Source organism: Tolypothrix sp. VBCCA 56010 (genome assembly GCF_050875635.1).
Taxonomy (GTDB): domain Bacteria; phylum Cyanobacteriota; class Cyanobacteriia; order Cyanobacteriales; family Nostocaceae; genus Hassallia.
This window is the reverse complement of record NZ_JBPAOH010000073.1, coordinates 1-22,141: the sequence shown is the minus strand read 5'-3', so window position 1 is coordinate 22,141 and position 22,141 is coordinate 1. Positions and strand designations below refer to the sequence as shown.

The following is a 22,141-nucleotide window of genomic DNA, read 5'->3' as shown; positions in this document are numbered from 1 at the left end:
GACTTCCAGTTATTTTTGTATTAGGTAGTCATGCATCAATAGTATCCGTGAATTCTTCTTTTCAGAAAGTGGCACGATGGTAGTACTGAAAAATACTTTTGTTAACGAAAGCATTCCACTCTGGGAATTGCTTCTCTGTGTATCAAATTTATTCGTTAGTTCACTGCTAAAGTGGGTGTTTTAACTCACAGATCCCCTTCTTACGAATTGGCAACATCCTAACTATAATTAGACTTTTATTGTTTTCCCAACAATGGGTCATTTGTTGGCATTTACAGCGCTAAATTCTAATGTCTTCGTAGTCCTCTTCACAATAGCGAACAGGTAGTTCCTTACCTTTGACAAAGCGTTACAGTTGCTATCAGACTTAAGCTGGTTACTGTCTTCTGCGCCTAATAGCAATTCTTTGAAAGAGTAATGATTTTTGATAAGGCTTAAGGACGGGGTTGGTAGGGGGATGATGGGCATCCCCTGCCCCGTAATAAAGGAAAGCAGCAAATGAAGATGAAAATCTTGCTGTGGATTCCTTTCGTTTTTAAACGGAGAATTTTTATCAGTCTTAAAGGCGATTAGTAAATCCTAGGGGTAGTAGGTGTTAGCGCATCTGCTACCCTGATTTCCTTCACTTTCATTTTTGATTATACGCTTTATTCATTAAAGTTCAATTCCTGAAATTATCAGTCAATCTCTTCTGTAGATTTTTTCATCATTTTATTTAAAACGAAATTTAAATATTGCGCCTTTGGTATCACCAATCCCCTGCACTTCGATTGAGGGAGAAGGCGCTACATCATCTTTGAAAACTACAGAGGTTTTTTACCATGTTGCATATCTTATTTCAGGAAATCCCTTCATTTGAGGTAGGTTTTGGATTCGCTGTTGAATTGTTCATCGTTATTTTTTCTATTTTATGCTGGCTTGTTACCCCTGAAGCTTCCACTCCTTCAGTTACCAGCAAGCTAGAAATTGTAGAGCAGGACGCGGACGCTACTCTAAATTGTTCCGATTCGTTAAGCTTTGCGGAGGAATCTTTAGCTGACTTTGGTAAACATCATCTGGGGTCTATCAATGAAGTGGTTGAAAGTTTGAGTTTGAAAGAAGCCCGAAAAGTCGTTTCAAGGCTTAAAGATTTAAAGGTTATCAGTCCCGATATTAAGTTAAGCAGTAAAGGCATCGGGAAAGATTTTTTAATTGCACTGGTAAAGGGCAAGGTTTTTCAATGGCGCGAAACTATCGCCTCCACTCTGACCGAAGTTTTAGGAAGAACAATAGCATGAAGGATTATGTATTGTGCCTATTGTTCGATGATGGTTGCGTTGAAAAACATTGAAGACAATCATCCTTTACTTATCGCTGCAAAAGAGCATTTAGAGTTAGCCATTGTATACGCCAAGCAGTACCACGAAAAGCAATCTAGTATCTATTGGCAGACAACAAAGGTAGCGACAAAGAAAACTCTTAAACAGAAATTGAGAACTTTAGCTTTTGATGCTTACACCGCATTTTTAAAGGCTACTGATTATCTCAATGCTTATGTCGATGAAGTGCAAACACATCAACCCATTCCCCCTGTTCCGCAATGGTGGGATGAAATGTTGATTAGCCTAACGCTTGCTGATGATTCTTTCCATAAAGAACATAAGCAAGAGATTTCAAGCAAACAGTTAAGCGTTTTTGAATAACACTAAATACCCTAGAGATTATCCAGGTCGAAGAGTGCCAGACATGCACACTATGCCTTCTGCCTGGATTCTCTAGCGGTATCCGCCACATTATAAGGTTAAAATAAGTAACTTTTAATGTACGCCCAAGTCGGGCAAGGCTTTAACCCATAGAATAAAAGAGGTTGTATCTTTCCCCTCTTTTATGAGTGAACATGCAGAGCGACAGCAACAAACAGCCCAATTTATTGCTGATGATGTTCTCGATAACCAAAAACGAAGAGAACAAGCTGAACATAAAAAGGAAGCGGCAAAGCAGACTTATGAAGGTATCAGTAAGGGAAATTTACCCCATACCGTAACACCTCAACAGGAATATGATACACTTTATAAATATCATTTGGGAGAGGAGTTAAAAAACGGAAAAGGAAAGGATTTAGAGAGAGATACTGATGCGAAGATTGCTCAGAAAATTTTCGATGGCACACAGGGAAAAGCTGATTTCAATCATGTACGGGAAGCTATTAAGGAACATTCCTCATTAGCGGCGACAATGCCAGAACAGAAAAAGCATGAATACGCCAGCGCCGCTACGACCAAGGGATTAGAAAATCATTTGAAAAATATTCCAAGAGAAGAAAAGACACGGGTACAATCACATCATCAACCTGATAACCGCTTGTCACAAGAAGAATTGTACGCTTTACAAAGACACAGAGAAAGGGAGTAATTAAAACCCCTCTTTCCCCAGAGAGGTTTACTATAAAAATTTTATTTATTTTCTACATTTTTTAAGGATTGAAAAATCCGGTTAAAACTTTCTTCGGTTGGCTGATGGAGAGTAACATTTTGCCGTTCATCAAATGATACAGATATGGTGGAAAATCCGCCCGGTTCTCCTGATGACTCAAAAAATTTATCTAATGATGTCACTTCCCCATATCTTTCTATATGGTCTTGTATTGGGTCATTACTGTTAACCGTTTCGCTGATATTATTTTGTTGCATCCAGCCTTGACGCTCTGATTGTTCTTGTTCGCGGTTCTTATTAAATTTTCCTAAAAATATATTGAAATTTTTTTCGCTCCGCTTCTCTTCAAAATTGATAGCATCTTCTTTATCCATAGCCGCCCCACGATACTTTAAAAATTTAATAAATATTACGATGATGTTTTAATACGCACCAGTTCAAAATGTAGCGTTAGTATAAAGTATCACGCTGACAAGAGAAAGGCGGAAGCCAGGGTGAAACTGGCTTCCAGGAAAGAGGTTAAGTAACGGTTGGCATTCTCTCTGTATCGGCAGTTTGAAACCCTTTATAGCCGTACTTTTGCGCCAGTTCGGTCAAGCTCCCTTTTGATTTTTTCGATTTCTTCCAGCCTTGGGGTTTGTAATACCAGACTTTTCTTTCACTGTGCCATTGCAGACCAGCCGCTTTGAGGGCTTCCCGGTTGGGTTTGGTGTCACCGGATACCCATATCCAATAGCCAATCAAAGCAATATTGAGGGAGCGAAGCTTGAGCAGTTCCAGCAGTTTATCCATCAACTCATTTTCAACATCGGCTTTATAGTGGTAGGTTCTTTCGTCTCCCTCTGCCGTCTGGCTGGTTTTCCCCTCACACGCTTTCAGGGCTTCGTGATACTGGCGGTTAATCTCTTTCATCACCTCTTCATTGCCGCCCCGGTCGGGGTGATGTTGCATGGCAAGGTTACGGTATAGGGTTTTAATATCTTCAACAGTGTTTGTACTGGCAAAGTAGTTGGTCATTTGTGTTTACTCCTCTTGGGTTAGGGTTCAGGTCGTTCCTGAACCTCTGTCCCTCCGGCGAGGAGTGGGGGTAGCAAGGGCAAGCCCTGAAAAAGCCGAGGGGTATCACCCACGTTGCAGCCTTAGCGAAACGTGGGGATACGGCTTTTTCACCGAAGGCTTGGGGCTTGACGGCGCGAGGGGCAACCGTCCCTTAGTTCTTCAAGGACTGGCAGCGCTCTATCAGCCTCTTGTATTCCTGTTGTCTGACGTAATGCCCTTGAACACTTTCTCCTGCTCGTTCCCCAACATCAGGGGAAGGGTCGGCAAGATTAATGGCGGCACATTGTTTTTCAAGACTCATCGGGTTGTTGATGACGAGCATGACCCCAAAACTAGCAATAACTCCCACGATGAACAGCCATACCCACTGGTCGGTCAGCCATTTTTTCACGGTCTTTACTCCCTGTTACAAAGCAGCGCTCTGCCGTCCGGTGAGCGACTACCTAATCTCGCTTCCCTCTGATTCTTCAAAGAATTGGTTAAGGTCGATGCCGCCGTTTTTCTCCTGCAAATGCCGGATACCTAAACGCTTGTAGTCGTCGTCCTCCCATATATCCAATTCCTGATAGCGTTTTGGCATGGGGTCAAAGTTCTTACTCTGCCCTAGCGGTGTGAGCGATTTAACAATGTCGGCATGGTAGGTACACCACCAGTTCACATGTCCGTAATAGAAGCCTTTTAACCCTTTCCCCAAATCAGGACGGAAGGCGGGAATAGCAGTCAACTCGCCAGGGTCAACCACATATTCTTCAAAATACTGCTCTTGGAAACTGTGCTGGTCGGGTTGGTTCCAACTGCTGCTAACACTGCTGGTGTAGCGCATCCCGTACCACTTACCGATAATTCCGGCAATCCACTTGGCGGTTTCTTCCTCCCGCAAGCGCAAGGCGGCAATATGGTTAAATTGCCCCAGAAACGCCACTGCCAGATTTTCCCCAAAGTTATGCTCCAGGTGCTTTTTAGACTGAAAGCCGATGACGAGCGACACGCCTTTGCTGCGTCCCTGTTCAGCCAGGTTAATCAACGGCACCATGTTACCCAAGCTACTTAACTCATCAAAAATAAGATAGCTTTCGGGGTAGGACGTTTCCGGCTTCTCCAGTAGTAATTGTGACAGGCGGGTAATGATGACCCGGTTAATTTCCCGCATCTGCACAAATGCGGTTTCTGACTTGCCTAAGAGAATGATTTTGCTCTCTTCTGTCCATTCCGTAAGGCTGTAGGGCTTGCGACCATACACCGTTTCGGCTTTATGCCACAACGCTGCAATCGGTTCGTATTTTTCGATGTTGGTTAACAAGGTTGCCATGATGTTATCGGCGGTCTTGTCGGTGCCGAAGGTCTGGCGGTAATGGTTCAGCCGGGGTTCATCATCAATCATCTTGAGGATAAGGACACGCGATCGCAAAGCAAACAGTAAATCCCGAAACGTCCATTTGTGCGGCGCGGTGCGATTGAGGTAACGGACAACCGCTTTAATCGCAATGATGGTTGCACTGCGCCAGAAATCATCATCCCCTTTTCCCCCTTCTTTCTCTGGCACAAGAATATTAGCCAAAGTTTCCGCATCGGTGGCGGTTTCCATATCTTTAGAAATCCACCAGGGACGGCAACGCACGTCAAAAGGGTTCATGACGATAATATCTTTAGTCTGAAAACCCATCCCTTCCAAAATTGAGTAAAACTCGATTTTTGGGTCATAAAGTACCGCACGTTTGTTACAGTGCAGCTGCCCGATACCTGTGAGGGCATCTTGCATAAAAAGCCGAATAGAAACGGTTTTACCACTGCCAACAGTGCCGCAATACGCGATATGGGTTACAGCTTCACGGGTTGGTATCTGCACCCCGCCAAACTCAAGACCCTTATCGGTTTTCGGGCGGGATTTATCGTAATAGGTGCGGGACTGCTGCAACGTTGAAATTTTACCGCCGCGCAGGTGGATGGTATCGTCTCCTAAATCTTTGGTGTTTCTGTCCAAAAAGAAAGCCCCTATCGCGGTCATCGTCAAACCGCTGATATAGCCCGTGAACAGGCAGAACAGACCGCCAAGGAACAGCAAGCCACCAAACCAAAGCCAGAAATTGACATGCGTCCGTTCGCTTGCCAAAAACCGCAAATACAGCTTGCAGCCAACGTAAAACAAATACGGGGTAGCCAGGAAGGTCAAGCCGATGCCCGTCAAAGCACCAGGGGCAAAACCAATCCATTGATTCCAGCAAAAGAGCGCCGCCGCGATCGCCAGCCAACGCACCCATGCCTGAGTGAAAGCATTAGCAATAGTATCCATAAAACTTAATCAGGGTCGATGAGGGTTGGGTTATAGTCAGCGGCTTGGCTATTGACAGCTTCGGGAACAGCCTGTTGCTGCAAGGTTTGTTGTGCTTCTGGGGTGGCTGGCGTAAGCCAGAAGAACAGCGCCAAGAATGGCGCGATACAGCCGACGATAAACGTTACTTTATTGGGTTTTGCCAGATGCCACCAGACAAGGCGAAGGAGGCTAAGGGAAGAGGTATTGGGGTTCAGCCCTTGCGGGCGCTTGATTTTTGCTGCATCAAGCACTTTGAACAGAACAAATTTAACGGGCACAGTGAGCGCGTGTAACACGCTCATAATTTCAAAGCCTAACCAGCGGGCAATCTGTGCCAGAATCAGCCGAATAAAGGTTTCGATGGCAAGCAGAATACAGGCTACATAAAAGCTGAAGAAGCTCAGGACAAGCCAACCGAGTGTTGACAGGAAGAGGAAGCCATACTGCTTGAAACGGTCAAGCGCTATTTCCTTGTCCATAAGACGAACGGAGAATTTTCTCCGTATTTTGGGTAATTCTTTTATCTTTGTGGGAGAGTTCCAACAAAACTGTTACGGTTACTACAGAAATTTGAAGAAAACTGCCAATATCGCAGAGATTGCCCGGATTAAAGGTTAATTTTTATTACTTTGCTCCGGTTCAGTTGTGCTACTTGCTGTATCGTTCTTCTTACACGCAAAAGCTCCGCTTTCTCCCTTACAATGGACTGTTAAAGAGAGCTACCTGAAGCGTATGGCTGAACTCATTCTTGTGAGCGGTGAAAAAGGTGGCACCGGAAAAAGTTTCGTGTGTCGCGCTATCGTGCAATGGCATTTTGATAATAAAGTTCCCTTTACCACGTTTGATACAGACCGCTCTAACCCAGACATCAAGCGGTGTTATGGTCGGGTTGCTGATGTCAACCTGGGGATTTTTGGTGAGGGGCAACGGTATGAAGATACCGCGAATGCCATCTTCAACGCAGCCATAAAACAGCGCACCATTGTCAATCTACCAGCCCAAGTGTTTATCCCGGTTAAAACCTGGGTTGAACAAAATGACCTGTTTGAAATTGCCGAAGAAACAGGAGTCACTTTTACCATTTGGTTTGTGTCTGATTGCGGACACGACAGCTTAACCCTTCTGCGGAAATCCTTAGAGTATTTCAAGCTAAATGCACAACACGTTGTTGTGAAAAATTACGGGAAAACCGATGATTGGCAAGCCTATGAGCAGGATGTAACGCTGCATGAATTGATACAGACCTATCAAGCAAAGGTCATAGACTTTCCTAAATTTATCGGTTCCGTGGTTCGCAATCGGATTGATGAATTGAGCTTACCTTTTGGTGAAGCACTCACCCATGAAGCGTTTGACGTTATCGAACGGCAACGGGTGCGGAAGTTCCTTCGGGAAGCCTACGCCGCGTTTGAAGCTGCGGGGGTGTTTAATGCAGACTAATGGTAAAAATGCAGACCTCCTTGACCGCGCTCTCCGTGACCTTACGCCAGAGCAACGGGCGCGAACCTTAGATATGGTGCTGCGGCTGGGCATTGACCGGGATGACCCGCTGTTTTTGATAACGCTGGCGATTGGACAACTGAAAACCCTCATCGAGGATGCACCCCAAGAATGGAAGAGTACCTTGACCTTATTTACCAACTTTCTGGAAGAATGGAGCAGAAACAACCTGAAAATGTTCGAGAGCGCGGCGCGGCAAGCGGAAGCGACGGAATCGGTTTCGGCTGTCTCGAAGGAGCTAATCAGTGTCTTAACCGTATTAACCAGGCTACTGACCGAACAATCACAAACACCGCAGAGTTACAGGCACGACTTCGAGAGTTTAAGGAACAGGTTAGAGGACTTGCAGAACGCCCTCACCCATCGCCTGAACGCTATCACGGAGATTTTAGGAACCCAGAAATCCGCAAGGAGTATGAGCAGTACCTTGACCGGACTGAACAACGGCAGCGGGATAGGGAGCTTGAGCGTTAAGTGGTTGCTGGTCGGGTTATTGGTGGTCACAGGAGGCGCTTGGTGTGTGCTGTGGCAGGAGCAACAGCGCAACGCCCAAACCCTGCAATGGTTGCTGATAAAAGCCAATCGGCAAGAGTGTTTAGCGGGGGTGGTTAGCAAGATTTCGCCCCAATGTCGTCAGTTTCAAAAGTAATTTGTACAAATTAGCGTTCATGTTCATCATCAAAGCCGCGCTCGTCCCGGTCTTCCGGTCGGCGCGGCTTACGTCGTTCCCGGTCGCGGTACTCCTGCCACTGCCTAAGCAGTTCGCGGGTGTCTTCGTCTAACTCTTCGACAGGTGGCGGTGGTTCGTTTTGGTTGGCGGCAGGGGTGGCTTGCTCGGCGGCAAATCTTCCTACGTTTTTCGTCGTTTCCTTGATGGGTTGCTGGTCGTTTTGTTCTACCTCACGCGGGCGCGGCTCCTCCTTTTCTGCCTGGGCTAACTCTTGTTTCAGGGTGGCAAGTTCCTGATTCAAGCGGTGCAGCTCGTCATTTTGTTTTGCGACTTCAGGCTTAGAGTATTTCTGCGGGTTCTGCTCGTGCTTTTTCCGCATCTGGCTAACTGCCATAGATTCACTGATAGGGGCGCGGTCGGTGATGCCCCGTGTCTCCAAACTCTCGGTCGTTATCCGTATGGTATACCCTTCCCGCTCTAGCACCTTATTCGCAATATCCATGTAGGATTTTCGCCACTGTTTCAGCGCGTCTTTCTGGTCAAGACTGCGGTCTTTATGTTTGCTGAACCTTTCCCCCGCTAGGGGTCGGGTAGTAATCATGATATGGCAGTGGGGGTTGTGTGCTTCTCGCCCGATAAAATTGTGACAAGCGAGGTCGGCAACAATCCCTTTCGCGGTGAAGTTCTCCCGCACAAAAGAACGCATTATCTCTATCTTGTGTTCGTGGCGAATTTCAGCCGGAAGCGAAATGGTAAACTCACGACAAACACGGGCATCAAAGCGCTTTTCGGCGGCTTCTACTTTGTTCCAAAGTTGTTCGCGGTTTTTAGCCCAATCCGGCGCACCATCGGGGGCGATAATTTCAGTATGATAAATGGATTGTTTGCGGGTGTAGTCCCAGGTCGTTTGATAGCGGTCATCGCGTAACTTGTCACCTGCGCGATATGCTGCCATTGAAACAGCACTTTTCGGTTTCCCGTTATTGTTGCTTCGGGAAATGGGTTTAGCGCTGAAGTGCATATTGCGTTGTTCCATTTCCTAGCACCTGGGGCGAGGGGTAAAGGGGTGTCCAGAGGGCTTGCCCTTTGGCGGGGTTCGTCCAGTGGGGCAGCGCCCCAAGGCTGGCACGATTTGCAAACGGTCGCCGAAGGCGATAAAATTAGCATAAATGCCAACGGCTATTTATGCAATTTTAAGTTTGCGTAATCGTGCCCTTCAATCGCCAGGGGGGCTACGGAGGTCGTCGGCTAACAGCGGGTATGCGGCAAAACGCGCTTGCCGCTGGCGCGGAGCTAGTCGGGATAAATCGAAACAAGCCGCATTCGTTCAGAGGCACAACTACGGCGATAATAGAAGCGTAGGAGGTCTGAGGATGCAGAACCATGTCAAGCAAGAAGGAGAAACCCACAGCGGCAGCATTACGCGCACAGATAGAAAAGTTGCAAGAGGAGATAAAAACCAAGGCGAAAGCCTTACGCGAGGAAGAGCGGCGGCTTGAGACGAGAAAAAAAGTGTTGCTGGGGGTGGTGCTGCAAGCTTGGGTCGATGAAGGCAAGGTTAGCGAAGCAGAATTACAAGCTGGGTTAGATAAGCACCTTAAACGGAAAGATGAACGGGCATTGTTCGGACTAGACCCACTCCCTGAAGCAAAACCAGCTACCCCTACACCGTCTACCAAGAAAGCAGAAGATAAATCTGCCCCCTCCCCTCCTCCTACGACTTCTAAAAAGAAACCAAAGACTACTTCTTCTCAGCAAGAAACAAGTGAAGAGACGACAGAGAAGAAAACCCAGTTACGGGAAGCCAAGCAAGAGACGCTGGCAGATGAATTTGAGGGCTTATCGTAAAAACGGGAGAAAATTCTTTTTTCGTTGTACAACGAAAAGTTTTTTATTTTATTTTTATGGATTTTTGCTAAGGGTTTAGCGCATGACGTTTTATAGAGATCACTATAGCCCTCTCTCGTATCACGCGCAACCAAGAAAACCAAACCGATGCACCATACCCAGTTTACTGTGACCAAGGCGCGGCAGTGGCTTGATACGATTCGCCCTATAACCCTTAATGCACCGCGTATTGAATGGTTACCGAAAGTGATAGGCAGTTTCCGGCGGCAACATGAATTTATCGCGGAAGAAATTATCTTGCACTGCTTTCGGGATGCCGGATGGTCAGCAGAGAAATTAGGGGGCTATACCAGGGACGGCGGTATTGATGGGATATGTGCGATTGATGAATTGTTTTTTCTGATTCAGGTCAAGCGTTACCAAGGGAATATTAATGCCCTTGATGTTGAAGCGTTCGCCCGTGTTATTGCAGATTATGCAAGGAAGCATCCCAAGGTTTCGCATGGGTTCTTTATCCATTCCGGGAAAACCGGAAAACTCGCCAAGGAAGCGGTTAACCATTACCGGGATGTTATCCTGATTTCTGGGAATCATTTTGTTGATTTTATCCTGACCCCTGCCTTGGGCTTAGAGCAAGTTTTAGAAAGGAAAATTCGCCGTGACGCTGCCGCCTAATCCCAATGCTGAACTATGGGGAAAGTATCAATATGCATTTGATTACTTTAATATCAAATTGTTTATGGGTAAGCTTCCCGCGTGTATTTTAGATTTCAACGCCAGAGGCGCTTCCCTTGGCTTTTTTAAAAAGGGAATCTGGGTCAAGGGAAGTGACGCAATTTTTCATCAAATCAGCCTTAATCCTCAGCTGTTAAAACGCGAGGATGATTTAATCTTTCAAACCCTGGTGCGGTTGATGGTGATTCTCTGGCAGCACACCGAGGGGGAACCCTCCGACACGCCCGATTATTTCAACCGGAATTTTACCGAGAAAATGGCTGCTATCGGGCTGCCCTGCGAAAAAGCCTATGGCAAGAATCTGAAACACACTATCGCCCCTGATGGGCTGTATGCCACGTTCAAACCGCAAGCCTTGCAAGAGTTTTTTCCCCTGAAAAACTTTGCTGAGTGGCGACCCACCAAAAAGACAAGGATTAAGTTTACTTGTCCCATTTGCGGGGCGGTGGCGATGGCAGCGGGGGGAGTAACGCTTACCTGTAATACAGAAAAGTGTAATGCAGAGATGGTGAAAGAGCAACTTGAAGAAATGTAAAGGGATGTGCCAGTTGTCGCACGGATACGACAGCCGAAGTGCCTTAAAATCGTTCAGTATGTAACACGTTTTGACCCTGCCGGGATGCTTAACATTCCAGAACTGGCACACCCACCCAGGCAGGGGGAAAAAGAGCAGTGCGGGGAGGGCGCTTTTGAGGGTCTAGGTCGCCACACGAGGGGTCTTGTGCGCCCTCCCCGCTGCTCTTTTAGCGCAGCGTTCCCCCTGCCCCCCTGATACGGTTGCAGAGTGTTAATTTTTAAGACTGTAACCATATTGCTGACGCTATCGAAGCAAAAATTTTAAAATGGTTGCGCGTGACTTGCAGACGCTAAAAAGTCCAAAGCAGCGATCGCATTCTCCTTATGCTGGTCAGTCACCCCTAAATACCGCTCCAAAGCCGCTAACGTTCGGTGTCCGCTGATGGACTGAATATGCTACAGGGCAAAGCCTGCATCACTCATCGTTATATTAAATTAACTGGTTCTTGGTCTTTTCCATTACATAGGGACGATGAAAATTTTGTCTATGGTCTGACCTGAGAAAGGAACTTATTCATTAGTGTATGCTTAGTTAGTAGTAGTTAATACTACATTTTCTTAAAAAGAAGCGCAAAATGTATATATCAAAGTTCCAGATTATTAACTATAAAAGCTTTTATTCATCTGAGATATTGACCCTAACGCCAGGTTTTAACGTCATTGTTGGACAAAATCATGTTGGGAAAACGTCACTCGTAGAAGCACTCAGTTTACAGTTCAACAATCATCCTCACCGTAGCCTCAAAACCCTACCAGAATCTTTCTCTTTCCTTCAAAATGAATATTCACAATGTCGTGTATATTTTGAATTAGAACTGAGGGAAAAAAAAGACCTGCTAAGAAATATAAATGACTTCTATGTTCCCTTACAAAATGACGAAGGACCATCTGAGGCATTTAAACGATTTATTGAAAAATGGGAAACTAACGAATCTTTAAAATGTATTTTTAAAAGTCAAAATAACTACTCGATGCATATAGAAAATGATTTTGAAGCTTATCCTCATCAAATGACACGTATAAAAAGAAACACGGCACTTGATGAGTTCTCAGTGACAGGTGAAGTAAGGGATTATAGTGAGCCACATAGTTATTCATCAACCCTTGGAATAAATTTAATTAACAAAATATATATTTTTAAAGCAGAGAGGCTAAATTTAGGTCAGTGTAGCACAGGAGCTAATCGAAATCTTGCTTCTAATGCAGCAAATTTAGCTGAAGTTTTAAATTTACTACAATCAAGTAATCCCCTTCGATTTAAACGCTTTAATGAACTCGTTAGTTTTATTTTTCCTCAAATTACACAAATCACAGTACCGCCTGTTGATAATAATACGGTTAAAATTTTTGTTTGGACTATTGACCCAGTTAAAGAAAGGAATGATCTAGCGGTACCTTTATCAGAAAGTGGAACAGGGATTGGGCAGGTTTTAGCAATTTTGTATGTTATTCTTACCTCTGATGAACCACGAACAATTATCATTGATGAACCACAAAGTTTTCTCCATCCTGGGGCTGTTAGAAAACTGATGGAGATTTTAAAAAGACATTCTCGGCATCAATTCATCATTACAACACACTCACCAACAGTTGTCACTGCTACAAATCCCCAAACACTTTTCCTTATTCGCAATGAGGAATCTGAGAGCCTCATAGAACCTATTAATGTATCAGAAACTAATGAAATAAGGCGTTTCCTACTGGAAATTGGAGCGCGGTTATCTGATGTTTTTGGGGCAGACAATATTCTTTGGGTTGAAGGGCGTACAGAGGAGTTATGTTTTCCGTTAATCGTTGAAAAAGTACTCGAAACCCCTCTTATGGATATACAAATTATCGGAGTACAACATACAGGTGACTTTGAAAGTAAGCGTTCAAAAACTATTTTTGAAATTTATGAACGCTTGAGTAAAGGAAAGGGGCTTTTACCACCTGCCATTGGTTTTATATTTGACAAGGAAAGCCGCACTGAGACGGAAATGGCTGACCTGATACGGCTAAGTAAAGGTAAAATAAAGTTTTTAAAACGGACAATGTATGAAAACTATCTATTAAATCCACAGGCTATTAGTACGGTTATTTCTCAAGTTGATTTAACTGATTCATTAGAAATAAAAGCCATTACACCAGAAGTTGTAGAACAGTGGATAAAAGATAACGGGTGTAGAAAAAAGTATATTGATGAGAAAATCAGCGCTACTCCAAATCAACAAAAATGGTTAGAACATGTTCATGGTGCCAAGCTGCTAGAAGATATTTTTAGCAACTTGTCTGATAACCGTGTGTGCTTTGATAAAGTTAAACATGGTGTTTTACTTACAGACTGGATTATAAAAAATGCCCCCTCTGAATTGAGCGAAGTTTCTGAACTAATTCAAAAGCTATTTAATTCATAGCAGGATTTTAAAACATCGATTAAGCAATTAGGATAATTAAGCAGTTGGTCGGCAACTCCCTTAACCATGTTTCTTGTTAAAGCGCTGCTACGCAGCAATAGGCAGGGAATTCGGAATAACTAGGTTTAAAACGGGGGTGAAGCTGTCTCAAAATTCAGGGCAGCGATCGCATTCTCCTTATGCTGGTCAGTCACCCCTAAATACCGCTCCAAAGCCGCTAACGTCCGGTGTCCGCTGATGGACTGGATGTGTCGCAACGGTATCCCCGCATCACTCATTGCCGTCAAACACGTTCGCCTGAAGGAATGCGTACTATATCCCCCCTCCTCCAGCCCGACCCGCTGCAACGCTTGCCGCAAGAGTTTATCCGCACTGGCTTCGTGAATGTGGTTCAGTCCATGTCTGCCGGGGAAAAGATGCGGGTTTTTGCCCCTGGCTTTAATCGTGGGGATATAGATTTCTAGGTACTCCCGCAAAATGGGGTGTATCTGAATCTCGCGTGTATCCTTCCCCCCTTTGGTGTTGTAGCTGCGGATTATCAACTTCGGTCTGACCCCTCTGGGGCTGACGACATCGCCTTTTAACAAGGTGCAAGCTTCGTATATCCTGGCTCCGGTATAAAGACAGACACCGAATAGAGCGCGATCGCGTGGCTTGACAAAAGCGACGTTGAACAGCAAGGATATTTCTTCAGGCTTGAGAATTTCGGCTTGACCGAAACCGTTGATTTTCACACCTAATAGATTTCACTGGCAAAGTACACTTTCCTAGCCTACCAGCCCATGCGCCCCATTTTCCGTGGGAATGCCTCAAACTTCAGAAAGGCTTATCAATGGGTTTGTGGTCGATTCATAAGTCTTGCTTAACTTCCGTCTGGGAAAAATGGGCTTTCTAGGGTGTAACCTCAAGCCTTACGATGACTTCTTTAAGTGTATGATTAAATCATACACTGTGCTAAACTGGCTTTAAGCAGGAGAATCCTTTATGAGAACGACACAGGCACTTACTATCACCTTGCCTCATGACATGCTGGAGATGGTCAAGGCTAAAGTCACTTCTGGCGAGTATGCCACGGAGAGCGAAGTTATCCGTGACGGTCTGCGTACCCTCCAGGCGCGTGACGCGGCTGTTGAAAAGTGGCTGCGGGAAGAAGTTGTTAAAAGTTATGACGAGTGTGAAGCTAATACATCGCTGGGCGTTCCCGCAGAACAAGTTTTAGCGCGTATCCGCTCACAGTACCGTCAACGCATCACCACAGAGCAACCCTAGATGAAACAATACAGGGTTGTTTTCTCGCCACGGGCAGAAGTACAACTCGGCAACCTTTCGCCTATATTGCCGAACGTGGCGGGGAAGACCGCGCAGAACGTTTTATCAATGACATTATTGAGTTTTGTGAAGGTCTTTCTACGTTCCCAGAACGGGGCACGAAACGGGATGACCTGCGGAAAAATTTACGAACAATCGGGTATGAGAGACGCGCCACCATCGCCTTTGCCGTACAGGATGACCGCGTAATAATCCACGGCGTTTTTTACGGCGGTCAGGATTATGATGCTGTTTTGCAGGAAGATGAGGCAGAGCCGTAGATAAAGGACGGTTTAGTTTTTGGGTGAAACTCGGTAAAAGCCGTATCTATTTTTTTTCAAATAAATACCTAGTAAAATTGAGTATATACTCAATTTTACTAGGTATCTTGTCCAGATAGGCATTAGAGTTTTTTCAAAACGTTATACAAGTGTTACGAGTTGCACAAATCGTGCAACAATTATGTTAGTTAACCAAGAATTGCTATGGCTAAACATGTCTCTTTTCGGTTACCGGATGATGTTTTACAAGCTATCGATGCTGAGGCAGAAAAAACCGGTGAACACAGGACAACGATTGCGGTGAGACTTTTCCGCGCTGGATTGGGACTAAAACCGAACGAGTTTAGCAAGCCGACTAATGCGGCTCTCAAATTGACGATATCAGAAATGATTGCACCTTTGGAACAACGTATAAAAGAACTAGAACATCAACTAATCAAATAATTCAAGTCCCTAATAAAGTAAAAGCTTTGTAGTTAATAAGTAGTCACTCACTATAAAGAGAATTGTTTATCCGCCCATTTAATAAATTTGTAAAAACAGATAAATAATTAATAAAAATTTAATTAATAAAATATATGACTGATTTCATAGTTCGGGTAGTTAATGAAAATAATAAACATATTCAAGGGGCTATGGTCTCTCTAGAAATTGGAGGTACTCCAACTGTTGATTATACTGATAAATATGGAGTTTCTAGATTTTCTGTTAACTTTAGTAACCAGATAAATATTAATGGACGTGTAAGAGTAGATGCAAATGGTTACGAAACAGATAGCCGTTATATTACATTATCTTTTAATAATGTAAAAACTGAAGAATTTCGACTAAGAGAAGCTGCTACCCGTACACCGCAACTATCCCCTGGAAAAATATCTATATATGTAGCCATTATAGGTGCAGCAGCGGCAATTTTGGGAGCTTATATAAGCGCTGGCTTACCCCCTTTTCAAAAGGTTCCTTCACAAGGACCACCTTCACCCACGCAAAAACCTATCACCCCTGCTACAACAAAATCCCCATTATCCACAGTATTCTCTATTCCTTCATCGCCTTCTAAAGTTGCAGAAGATTCCGCTTCTTTCTTCTCTGAAGCTAAATGCAAGTGGTTTAGTTCTGACACGGTTAATAGTTATTTTGTTGATACTTCTCTTAGAAATGAAAAGCCTGTGGATGTTTCCGTTAAGCATCAAATTTATACATCCACAGTGTATATGTTCACATATCCAACCAATTCAATAACGGTAACATGCCAGACCGATGCTGAAAAGTTTAGTAAGCTGAAATTAGCTATGGGCATACCGGACGATGGGATTGGCAGTAAACCAGTTATGACTGTTAAAGTTTACCAAGGAGGTACGTTAAGACAACCCTTATATAAAGATATAGTACCGGGAACATTAATAGATACAACTATTAATTTACAGAAAAACAATTCTGGTCAAGATAACATTGCTATTGAACTATTGTGTCAAAGAAGCAATAAAACTTGTGATATTTATTTTTTCGAGCCGCAACTCTTATAACTACTATGACTTTGTTTCCACTAAAATTTTTATGGTTGCACCTTCTACCAATAATGAGAGTATGATATAGGTTTACTATGGCTCTCGCCCTCATTACCATATTGTAAATGGATGAGAACGAGAGATAATCAATCCTATTGTTGAGGATTGATAATTATTCTGTGGCAGTTGCCCTCAGAATCTTTTTCTAAACTTTTTTCAACGACAAAAGGCTCTCCGCCTTTTGAAACAACTGTTCCTTTTTGGGGGCAGCCTTTTATTTCATCATACACTTCTACTCTAGGTAAAGCAGAACAAGCAGCCAATAAAACAATCACCGAAAAGCTTGTAAAAAGACGAAGCATTTTGACCTCGTACACAAAATAGAGTTAACGAGGCACTTTAAATAAATTTACTTATTTTTAGCTATTACCTGTATCACAGCTATTTAAGAATTAATTTTCTTTTCTAATGTTTTAAATTTTCGCTGCTCGCCTAGTTGTTTACGCTGATGGTAACGCTTTTTAGCTTCCTTCAATATTTCCTGCATTAATTCTTGATTTTGAGAACAAGCTAAAAAAGCAGCTTCTATAAAATTGTCTCTAGTAATTTTTTCAGTGTTGCAAAAGGTATCTAATTTAGTGTCAATATCTTCATCAAGGCGGATAGTTCGGCGGACAGTCTGCGGTAAATCTGCTTGCTGTTCTTGAGGGATAATGCTGGCGTTGTCTTTTGTTGTTTCAGGAATAGGTAAGTTTTTTTCTTCCTCATTTATAGAATGACTACTTTTAGTAATTTCGTCATTTAACTTTTCAGGATTTTCTTTTTTAGCTAAAGACGTATCTCTGGCTGGCACGGTGGGACGCGCTTTGTTCTTTAAGCGGTCAAAAACATCAGACATTTTTCTGTAAACCCTCAATAATTTGTTGGAAGGGAGCTTCGAGTTGTCCAAAGCCGAGAGAGGACAGGGTTACGCCCTTGTCGATGGCTTTTTTGAATTGTTCCGATTCTGGAATGGATGGCAGTACGGGAATGGTTTCGGCGATTGTTCGCATCGTCTCGATGCTGGCTTTGCTTTGAGCCGCCTGGTTGTTCCCAACCCACTTATCCCTAAAGGGTAAAATGCCTAGTATCTTTCCGGCAAAAGCATCAATTTCTTTCAGTTCTTCAATCAAGCCAAGGGTACGGATGAGAGAGTTAACTCCCTTAGAACTTGCCTCCGCCGGAATGACAACATAATCTGCTGCCCCCGCTGTCGTTAGGCAGATTTGCGATCGCTGAGGCGGCGCATCAATGATGCAGTAGTGGAAGACATCAGCAACTTCTTTTAACCGCTTACTGAGGACAATCGCCCCCATGCCGCTACTGGATAAGAAGTCTTGGGCTTTATCCAGTCCATCATCGGCAGGAATCAGCCATAAATTTTCCCCCACTTCGTAAATACCATCTTCTGTACTAACTTGTTTTTTAAGCACTTCTAAAAGCGTAGGCTGATTTTCCTGCACTTCATGCCCCAGGTAAAAAGTGAGGTTGGCTTGGGGGTCAGCATCCACCATCAGCACTCGTTGCTCTGCCTGGGCAAGCATTCGCCCTAGAAAGACAGAAGCCGTTGTTTTGCCCTGACCGCCGGAAAGGGACGTACACGTAATGGTTAACATTATTTGCTCTATAGTTTTTTTGCGGTTATGGCTTTAGAGAATAAATTAGTCAATATTATATTACGTAATTATTTAACTAAGTTATTAAAGAATTTATTACAAAAGAAATTTAGTCATTACTAAATGACTAAATTTAAAAAAGTCAGTTAATTTTACGAATAATCGTGTAGAACGAAGCAAACAGGATATTTTCAGGCGGTATTGTTAGAGTTGTTGCATTCTACCAATTCTTATGCACGCTCGCCGCTTCTGGCAGTCGATGCTTTCTGTCACTGCTGCTACCATTTTGATTGGTCAACAAATTTTAGTTAAAACCGCAGTAGCGCAAGCTCAAGATAATCTAAACGGCATCCCCATACTATCACCGCCCTATCCCCCTGTTACCGCTGCTACATGGGAAGGATACACTGAGACGAATTTTGAATCAGTTTTTCCCGATGGAGAAACTGCTTGTAACAGCTTTAAAACGTTATTTGATGTTCCAGTAACTCTTGAGGGAACAAAATTAGAATATTTTGAAGCAGGAGGTAGAGAGGGAGAAGTTCATCAAAACAGGTGCTATTTAAAAGCACTTATTGATGGTCAATATTTCAATTATGAGAAATATGCATCAAGGGTTAACTGCCCTATTATTGGTCTTCCAGAGCGATACATTTATACTGGGGGTACTAATGGAAAATGTATATTAACTTCGATACTTGAATGGGACCCAATACTACAGGCATCTTATTCTGGTAAACCGCTTGAAGGCACAAATGTTACTAATCAAACTTGGATACCTTTGATTACTTCTTTGGGGCTTGAAGAAGCAGTAAAAGCTGTTGCAGGACTAATAATATTAGGGGCTTATGTTAAAGAATATCCTCCCCAATTTCTTTCTGAATCATCAGAAGAAAAACAACAGCCTAAAGAGGAAGACCTAGCTAAACCTTGGGGTGGTTTAATAAAAGATGCAACGAAGACATCTAAGCCTAATGCACCAGAAGATGTATGGGATAAACCAGGACAACCTGGTCTAGATGAAGCAAATAAAGATTTTGATAGTTTAAATCCTAGTGGTGTGAAAGATATTGATACTTCTTACGGTCGCGGAAGACAAGGAACATTACCTAATGATACTTCTGTTTCTGTACGTCCGGGTAGTTCATCATCAAGTAATAACCGCCCAACGATACAAATTAACCCTCCTAGAGGACAAGGAAAACCTCAAAAAATAAGGTATTAATAAGATGAAAATGGAAGTTCCTTACATCAATAATAGTTGGATTTTAGAATGTATGCCTGATTCTACAGAGCCACTAAAACTTATTAAAATCGATTACATTAAAGAGAAAAGCTTTTATTCAGCCTCTTTAGGATATGAAGTTCAACAAAGCGAAATTGAGAAACTTTGTAACTTTTTACGTAAAGAAAATATTGATTGCATATACATGTCAACGATGAACCCTCCTAAAGAAAAAACTTTTCGCCTTAATGTAAATTCAGAAAAATTTGTTGATGATTTTTATGAAATCTATGACGATTTGGATATAAAATGGCTTGGTTGGTTACTGTTCGATGACCAACGCAATGTCCTTATGTTCACTGATTCAGATTATTATCATGTATGGGTTGGCTCTAAAGAATTTGTTCAATCTGTTTTACCGGAACCCATTACCATAGAAAAGGTTTTTGAAAACTTTAAGGAATACATGAGATGTCATCATCTCGATAGTAGCTTATTTTATAATTATCTTTTAAAAAATTATGTATAAAATTTATATTTAATTATTTTATTTATGAAGTAATAGTCACAGTTATGCTTATTGTAACCCTGAGTGAAGCCGCTACACTAAAGCAAAACTTCTATCGTTAGGGCTATCAAGGACGGCTAAAAGCATTACTTTACAACTTCTAATATTTTATGGAATAAGAATTCAAGCTGATAATAATTTCAAATATAATCTATGTTTTCGAGGAAATTAACGCTTAATTTTATCGACTAAAAGCGCTTTAAATTTGAAATGTGTTATCTAACAATCGAGAGGATTTTTAGCTATTTACCATAAATGAAATTATGTATTCTGTTTTGGTGCAATGCGGTTAAAATTTGTTTTTATAATTTAATTAAATTACCTATAAAATAAATTCATATAGATTAATTTTAACAAACCTTTACCTTACAGATTTTTTGTAAAAAATCAATTTCCTTATTGCTCTTGGTTCATCATGCCATTACTTCCCCTCAAAGCTGTCACAATACAAGTAATCAACCAGCATCAGCAAAAGGGAAAACATGGGTCGAGCCTCAAGACGGAAAAAAGAAAAACTGTTACAAATACCGACGAAACCAGTCAGACCAAAACCAAAGGGATTCGCTCCGGTCGAACCCGATGATGATTTTGACCTCTACTTTTCAGACGATGACGATTTTCTTGAAGAACTTTATGACCCGGCAATACACAATCCTTTCATCAAATTTATTAAAAAACCGGAAAATCCAACCCTGAACCTACCTGATGACGAGTTATACGCTGCTTGCGTCTGTGATGGCGAAATAGAAGGTGACTCCATCTGGCTCCCTGCTTTCATAGGGTCACTTGATGAATGCGTGGAATGTCTTAAAACCGTCATTCTCATGAATTATGATGGACAACTTCGTGGTTTGGGATTGGAACCCGCAGCGTGGGAAGCCAAACATATGGAGAACTTTCAACATATTAAACAGCAATGTCTTGAACAGGGACGAGCGAAAATCGAAGGGTTTTGGTTCATTACCTCAAAAAAGAAAGATCCTAGTTTTTTTGAAGAACCTGCATATCTTGAAGATGAGTAAAATTACACCTTCTGTGAAAAATTAACTTTACCTATGGTTCTGAAAACGTCCCTGAACTTCTCCGGCTCTGTCCCAAGATACAGAAAATCGTTGTAGTAGCGGGGCGATTGCTGAACCGCGCCATTTTCACTGATGAAAGCGATTCTTTTATACACTTCACAGACAGCGGTGACATGTTCCTGTAGCTGCTTGTACCATTGCGCCCCGGTACGGTTCAGCAGGATGATGGCAGCGGTTATCGTGCCTGCTTGATACTCAGCGATCGCTTTTTCTAGAAACTTGCGCCCCAAGAGCCGGACTTCCGGCGATTCGTAGGGGGGATTTAAGTAAACTGACCCGCACCAAGGCTGGATCAACCCGTCGTCGTGCTTCGTATAAAAGGTACGCGCCCGAATCCAGGTTTGCGCGAGGGCATTACTGGCAGGGTCTAGGTCGATTTCTCCTAACACCTGCCTGACCAGTTCGATATAGAGGAGGGGGGTATAGTGTTCAGGGCTTGCGTCCGGGTCGCCCAGGACGTTACGCACGACAATCCCCCGCTTCTCAGCCCGTCGCATAAGGGCATCAATCCGCCGCTGGATGTCCCGAATATCCCGTTGCAGCTCGACAATTTTACGTCCCCGTGCGATCGCTTTGCGCCACTCTTTAAGGTTAGCCTCGGACACATACAAAAATGTTGAGCCATTCGGTAAATTGGGACTTCTCGAACGCACACACCAGTAAGACTTTTTCGATGTGATGCCGCTGGCGGTTCGCTTCTCGATCCACGCGCCGGGGAAATGCGCCCCGGTTGCTTGAACCGCTACAAGTTGTTTGCTTAAGGTTCTGACCCGTTTTAATAACGCTGGTAACGGTGTGATTTTAGTGGGCAAAGTCAATCCTGTTTTTTCAAAATGCCCACCAAAATAGATTGATATGGCGTTAAAAGCACGCCCTGATTTTTACATTGTTCTGATAAGAGAAGACGGCTGATAGCCCCTATTTTAAACAATGACCTTGAGGTTTTGCGGCGACCATTAAAGGGGGGTGGCAATGAAGCCTCCTCAAACTCTCCTTGCCAGAATGCT

The 22,141-nt window shown here is 43.3% G+C and carries 28 protein-coding genes; 16 read left to right on the top strand and 12 right to left on the bottom strand.

Annotated elements, in window-relative coordinates; all coding sequences use genetic code 11:
* Positions 1 to 821 precede the first annotated feature (821 nt).
* The 3 genes from AABK37_RS22960 to AABK37_RS22950 all read left to right on the top strand — a co-directional run bounded on the left by AABK37_RS22960 (position 822) and on the right by AABK37_RS22950 (position 2,391).
* On the top strand, positions 822 to 1,277 hold the full coding sequence (locus AABK37_RS22960) for a hypothetical protein (protein WP_432553844.1): 456 nt from the start codon (positions 822 to 824) through the stop codon (positions 1,275 to 1,277).
* Positions 1,278 to 1,283: 6 nt separating this feature from the next.
* On the top strand, positions 1,284 to 1,682 hold the full coding sequence (locus AABK37_RS22955) for a hypothetical protein (RefSeq protein WP_432553843.1): 399 nt from the start codon (positions 1,284 to 1,286) through the stop codon (positions 1,680 to 1,682).
* A gap of 184 nt (positions 1,683 to 1,866) precedes the next feature.
* The gene (locus AABK37_RS22950; protein ID WP_432553842.1) at positions 1,867 to 2,391 is read left to right on the top strand and encodes a hypothetical protein; all 525 of its coding nucleotides are present in this window, start codon (positions 1,867 to 1,869) and stop codon (positions 2,389 to 2,391) included.
* Positions 2,392 to 2,432: 41 nt separating this feature from the next.
* Here the strand turns inward: AABK37_RS22950 and AABK37_RS22945 are convergent, their stop codons facing one another.
* The 5 genes from AABK37_RS22945 to AABK37_RS22925 all read right to left on the bottom strand — a co-directional run bounded on the left by AABK37_RS22945 (position 2,433) and on the right by AABK37_RS22925 (position 6,261).
* Complete coding sequence (locus tag AABK37_RS22945; RefSeq protein WP_432553841.1) at positions 2,433 to 2,786, bottom strand: hypothetical protein; 354 nt, start codon at positions 2,784 to 2,786, stop codon at positions 2,433 to 2,435.
* Between the two features lie 145 nt (positions 2,787 to 2,931).
* Positions 2,932 to 3,429 carry a hypothetical protein gene (locus AABK37_RS22940; RefSeq protein WP_432553840.1) on the bottom strand — a complete coding sequence of 166 codons (498 nt, stop codon included), beginning with the start codon at positions 3,427 to 3,429 and terminating at the stop codon, positions 2,932 to 2,934.
* Positions 3,430 to 3,622: 193 nt separating this feature from the next.
* On the bottom strand, positions 3,623 to 3,862 hold the full coding sequence (locus AABK37_RS22935; protein ID WP_432553839.1) for a hypothetical protein: 240 nt from the start codon (positions 3,860 to 3,862) through the stop codon (positions 3,623 to 3,625).
* 48 nt (positions 3,863 to 3,910) lie between these two features.
* Positions 3,911 to 5,761, bottom strand: a complete 1,851-nt coding sequence (locus AABK37_RS22930) for a type IV secretory system conjugative DNA transfer family protein (RefSeq protein ID WP_432553838.1) — start codon at positions 5,759 to 5,761, stop codon at positions 3,911 to 3,913.
* A gap of 5 nt (positions 5,762 to 5,766) precedes the next feature.
* Positions 5,767 to 6,261: a hypothetical protein gene (locus AABK37_RS22925; RefSeq protein ID WP_432553837.1), complete on the bottom strand. Its 495-nt coding sequence runs from the start codon at positions 6,259 to 6,261 to the stop codon at positions 5,767 to 5,769.
* Between the two features lie 253 nt (positions 6,262 to 6,514).
* Between AABK37_RS22925 and AABK37_RS22920 the strand changes: the two genes are divergently transcribed.
* Both AABK37_RS22920 and AABK37_RS22915 read left to right on the top strand, forming a co-directional pair.
* Positions 6,515 to 7,222 (top strand): mobilization protein, encoded by a 708-nt coding sequence (locus tag AABK37_RS22920; protein WP_432553836.1) that lies wholly within the window; start codon positions 6,515 to 6,517, stop codon positions 7,220 to 7,222.
* Positions 7,212 to 7,931 carry a DUF6753 family protein gene (locus tag AABK37_RS22915; RefSeq protein WP_432553835.1) on the top strand — a complete coding sequence of 240 codons (720 nt, stop codon included), beginning with the start codon at positions 7,212 to 7,214 and terminating at the stop codon, positions 7,929 to 7,931. Before AABK37_RS22920 ends, AABK37_RS22915 begins: the two co-directional genes overlap by 11 nt.
* A 10-nt stretch (positions 7,932 to 7,941) precedes the next feature.
* Here AABK37_RS22915 and mobQ read toward each other — a convergent pair whose 3' ends face one another.
* Positions 7,942 to 8,988 carry a MobQ family relaxase gene (gene mobQ / locus AABK37_RS22910; protein WP_432553834.1) on the bottom strand — a complete coding sequence of 349 codons (1,047 nt, stop codon included), beginning with the start codon at positions 8,986 to 8,988 and terminating at the stop codon, positions 7,942 to 7,944.
* A 347-nt stretch (positions 8,989 to 9,335) separates the two neighbouring features.
* Between mobQ and AABK37_RS22905 the strand changes: the two genes are divergently transcribed.
* From AABK37_RS22905 to AABK37_RS22890, 4 genes are all read left to right on the top strand, one after another.
* Positions 9,336 to 9,800 (top strand): hypothetical protein, encoded by a 465-nt coding sequence (locus tag AABK37_RS22905; protein ID WP_432553833.1) that lies wholly within the window; start codon positions 9,336 to 9,338, stop codon positions 9,798 to 9,800.
* Between the two features lie 147 nt (positions 9,801 to 9,947).
* Positions 9,948 to 10,475 (top strand): restriction endonuclease, encoded by a 528-nt coding sequence (locus AABK37_RS22900; RefSeq protein ID WP_432553832.1) that lies wholly within the window; start codon positions 9,948 to 9,950, stop codon positions 10,473 to 10,475.
* 64 nt (positions 10,476 to 10,539) lie between these two features.
* Positions 10,540 to 11,070, top strand: coding sequence for a hypothetical protein (locus tag AABK37_RS22895; RefSeq protein ID WP_432553831.1), 531 nt, complete (start codon positions 10,540 to 10,542; stop codon positions 11,068 to 11,070).
* A gap of 616 nt (positions 11,071 to 11,686) precedes the next feature.
* Complete coding sequence (locus tag AABK37_RS22890) at positions 11,687 to 13,507, top strand: AAA family ATPase (protein WP_432553830.1); 1,821 nt, start codon at positions 11,687 to 11,689, stop codon at positions 13,505 to 13,507.
* 125 nt (positions 13,508 to 13,632) lie between these two features.
* Here the strand turns inward: AABK37_RS22890 and AABK37_RS22885 are convergent, their stop codons facing one another.
* Positions 13,633 to 14,241, bottom strand: coding sequence for a tyrosine-type recombinase/integrase (locus AABK37_RS22885; protein ID WP_432553829.1), 609 nt, complete (start codon positions 14,239 to 14,241; stop codon positions 13,633 to 13,635).
* Between the two features lie 250 nt (positions 14,242 to 14,491).
* Here AABK37_RS22885 and AABK37_RS22880 point away from each other — a divergent pair, with 250 nt between their 5' ends.
* From AABK37_RS22880 to AABK37_RS22865, 4 genes are all read left to right on the top strand, one after another.
* The gene (locus AABK37_RS22880) at positions 14,492 to 14,776 is read left to right on the top strand and encodes a type II toxin-antitoxin system ParD family antitoxin (protein ID WP_432553828.1); all 285 of its coding nucleotides are present in this window, start codon (positions 14,492 to 14,494) and stop codon (positions 14,774 to 14,776) included.
* Positions 14,695 to 15,096, top strand: a complete 402-nt coding sequence (locus AABK37_RS22875) for a type II toxin-antitoxin system RelE/ParE family toxin (protein WP_432553860.1) — start codon at positions 14,695 to 14,697, stop codon at positions 15,094 to 15,096. The genes AABK37_RS22880 and AABK37_RS22875 overlap by 82 nt, the downstream gene beginning before the upstream one ends.
* 204 nt (positions 15,097 to 15,300) lie before the next feature.
* The gene (locus tag AABK37_RS22870) at positions 15,301 to 15,540 is read left to right on the top strand and encodes a hypothetical protein (RefSeq protein ID WP_432553827.1); all 240 of its coding nucleotides are present in this window, start codon (positions 15,301 to 15,303) and stop codon (positions 15,538 to 15,540) included.
* 134 nt (positions 15,541 to 15,674) lie between these two features.
* Positions 15,675 to 16,622: a hypothetical protein gene (locus AABK37_RS22865; protein WP_432553826.1), complete on the top strand. Its 948-nt coding sequence runs from the start codon at positions 15,675 to 15,677 to the stop codon at positions 16,620 to 16,622.
* A gap of 134 nt (positions 16,623 to 16,756) precedes the next feature.
* On the opposite strand, the gene AABK37_RS22860 is transcribed toward AABK37_RS22865, so the two are convergent.
* From AABK37_RS22860 to AABK37_RS22850, 3 genes are all read right to left on the bottom strand, one after another.
* Positions 16,757 to 16,966, bottom strand: coding sequence for a hypothetical protein (locus AABK37_RS22860; protein WP_432553825.1), 210 nt, complete (start codon positions 16,964 to 16,966; stop codon positions 16,757 to 16,759).
* A gap of 83 nt (positions 16,967 to 17,049) precedes the next feature.
* Complete coding sequence (locus AABK37_RS22855; protein WP_432553824.1) at positions 17,050 to 17,502, bottom strand: hypothetical protein; 453 nt, start codon at positions 17,500 to 17,502, stop codon at positions 17,050 to 17,052.
* Positions 17,495 to 18,259, bottom strand: a complete 765-nt coding sequence (locus AABK37_RS22850) for a ParA family protein (RefSeq protein ID WP_432553823.1) — start codon at positions 18,257 to 18,259, stop codon at positions 17,495 to 17,497. Before AABK37_RS22850 ends, AABK37_RS22855 begins: the two co-directional genes overlap by 8 nt.
* 232 nt (positions 18,260 to 18,491) lie before the next feature.
* Between AABK37_RS22850 and AABK37_RS22845 the strand changes: the two genes are divergently transcribed.
* From AABK37_RS22845 to AABK37_RS22835, 3 genes are all read left to right on the top strand, one after another.
* Positions 18,492 to 19,484, top strand: coding sequence for a hypothetical protein (locus AABK37_RS22845; protein WP_432553822.1), 993 nt, complete (start codon positions 18,492 to 18,494; stop codon positions 19,482 to 19,484).
* Positions 19,485 to 19,494: 10 nt separating this feature from the next.
* On the top strand, positions 19,495 to 20,013 hold the full coding sequence (locus AABK37_RS22840; protein ID WP_432553821.1) for a hypothetical protein: 519 nt from the start codon (positions 19,495 to 19,497) through the stop codon (positions 20,011 to 20,013).
* A gap of 521 nt (positions 20,014 to 20,534) precedes the next feature.
* Positions 20,535 to 21,074 carry a hypothetical protein gene (locus tag AABK37_RS22835; RefSeq protein WP_432553820.1) on the top strand — a complete coding sequence of 180 codons (540 nt, stop codon included), beginning with the start codon at positions 20,535 to 20,537 and terminating at the stop codon, positions 21,072 to 21,074.
* Between the two features lie 2 nt (positions 21,075 to 21,076).
* Here the strand turns inward: AABK37_RS22835 and AABK37_RS22830 are convergent, their stop codons facing one another.
* Together AABK37_RS22830 and AABK37_RS22825 are read right to left on the bottom strand one after the other, a co-directional pair.
* Positions 21,077 to 21,946 (bottom strand): DNA N-6-adenine-methyltransferase, encoded by an 870-nt coding sequence (locus tag AABK37_RS22830; protein WP_432553819.1) that lies wholly within the window; start codon positions 21,944 to 21,946, stop codon positions 21,077 to 21,079.
* Positions 21,947 to 21,948: 2 nt separating this feature from the next.
* The coding region (locus tag AABK37_RS22825) for a hypothetical protein (RefSeq protein WP_432553818.1) at positions 21,949 to 22,141 on the bottom strand (193 nt) is incomplete at its 5' end.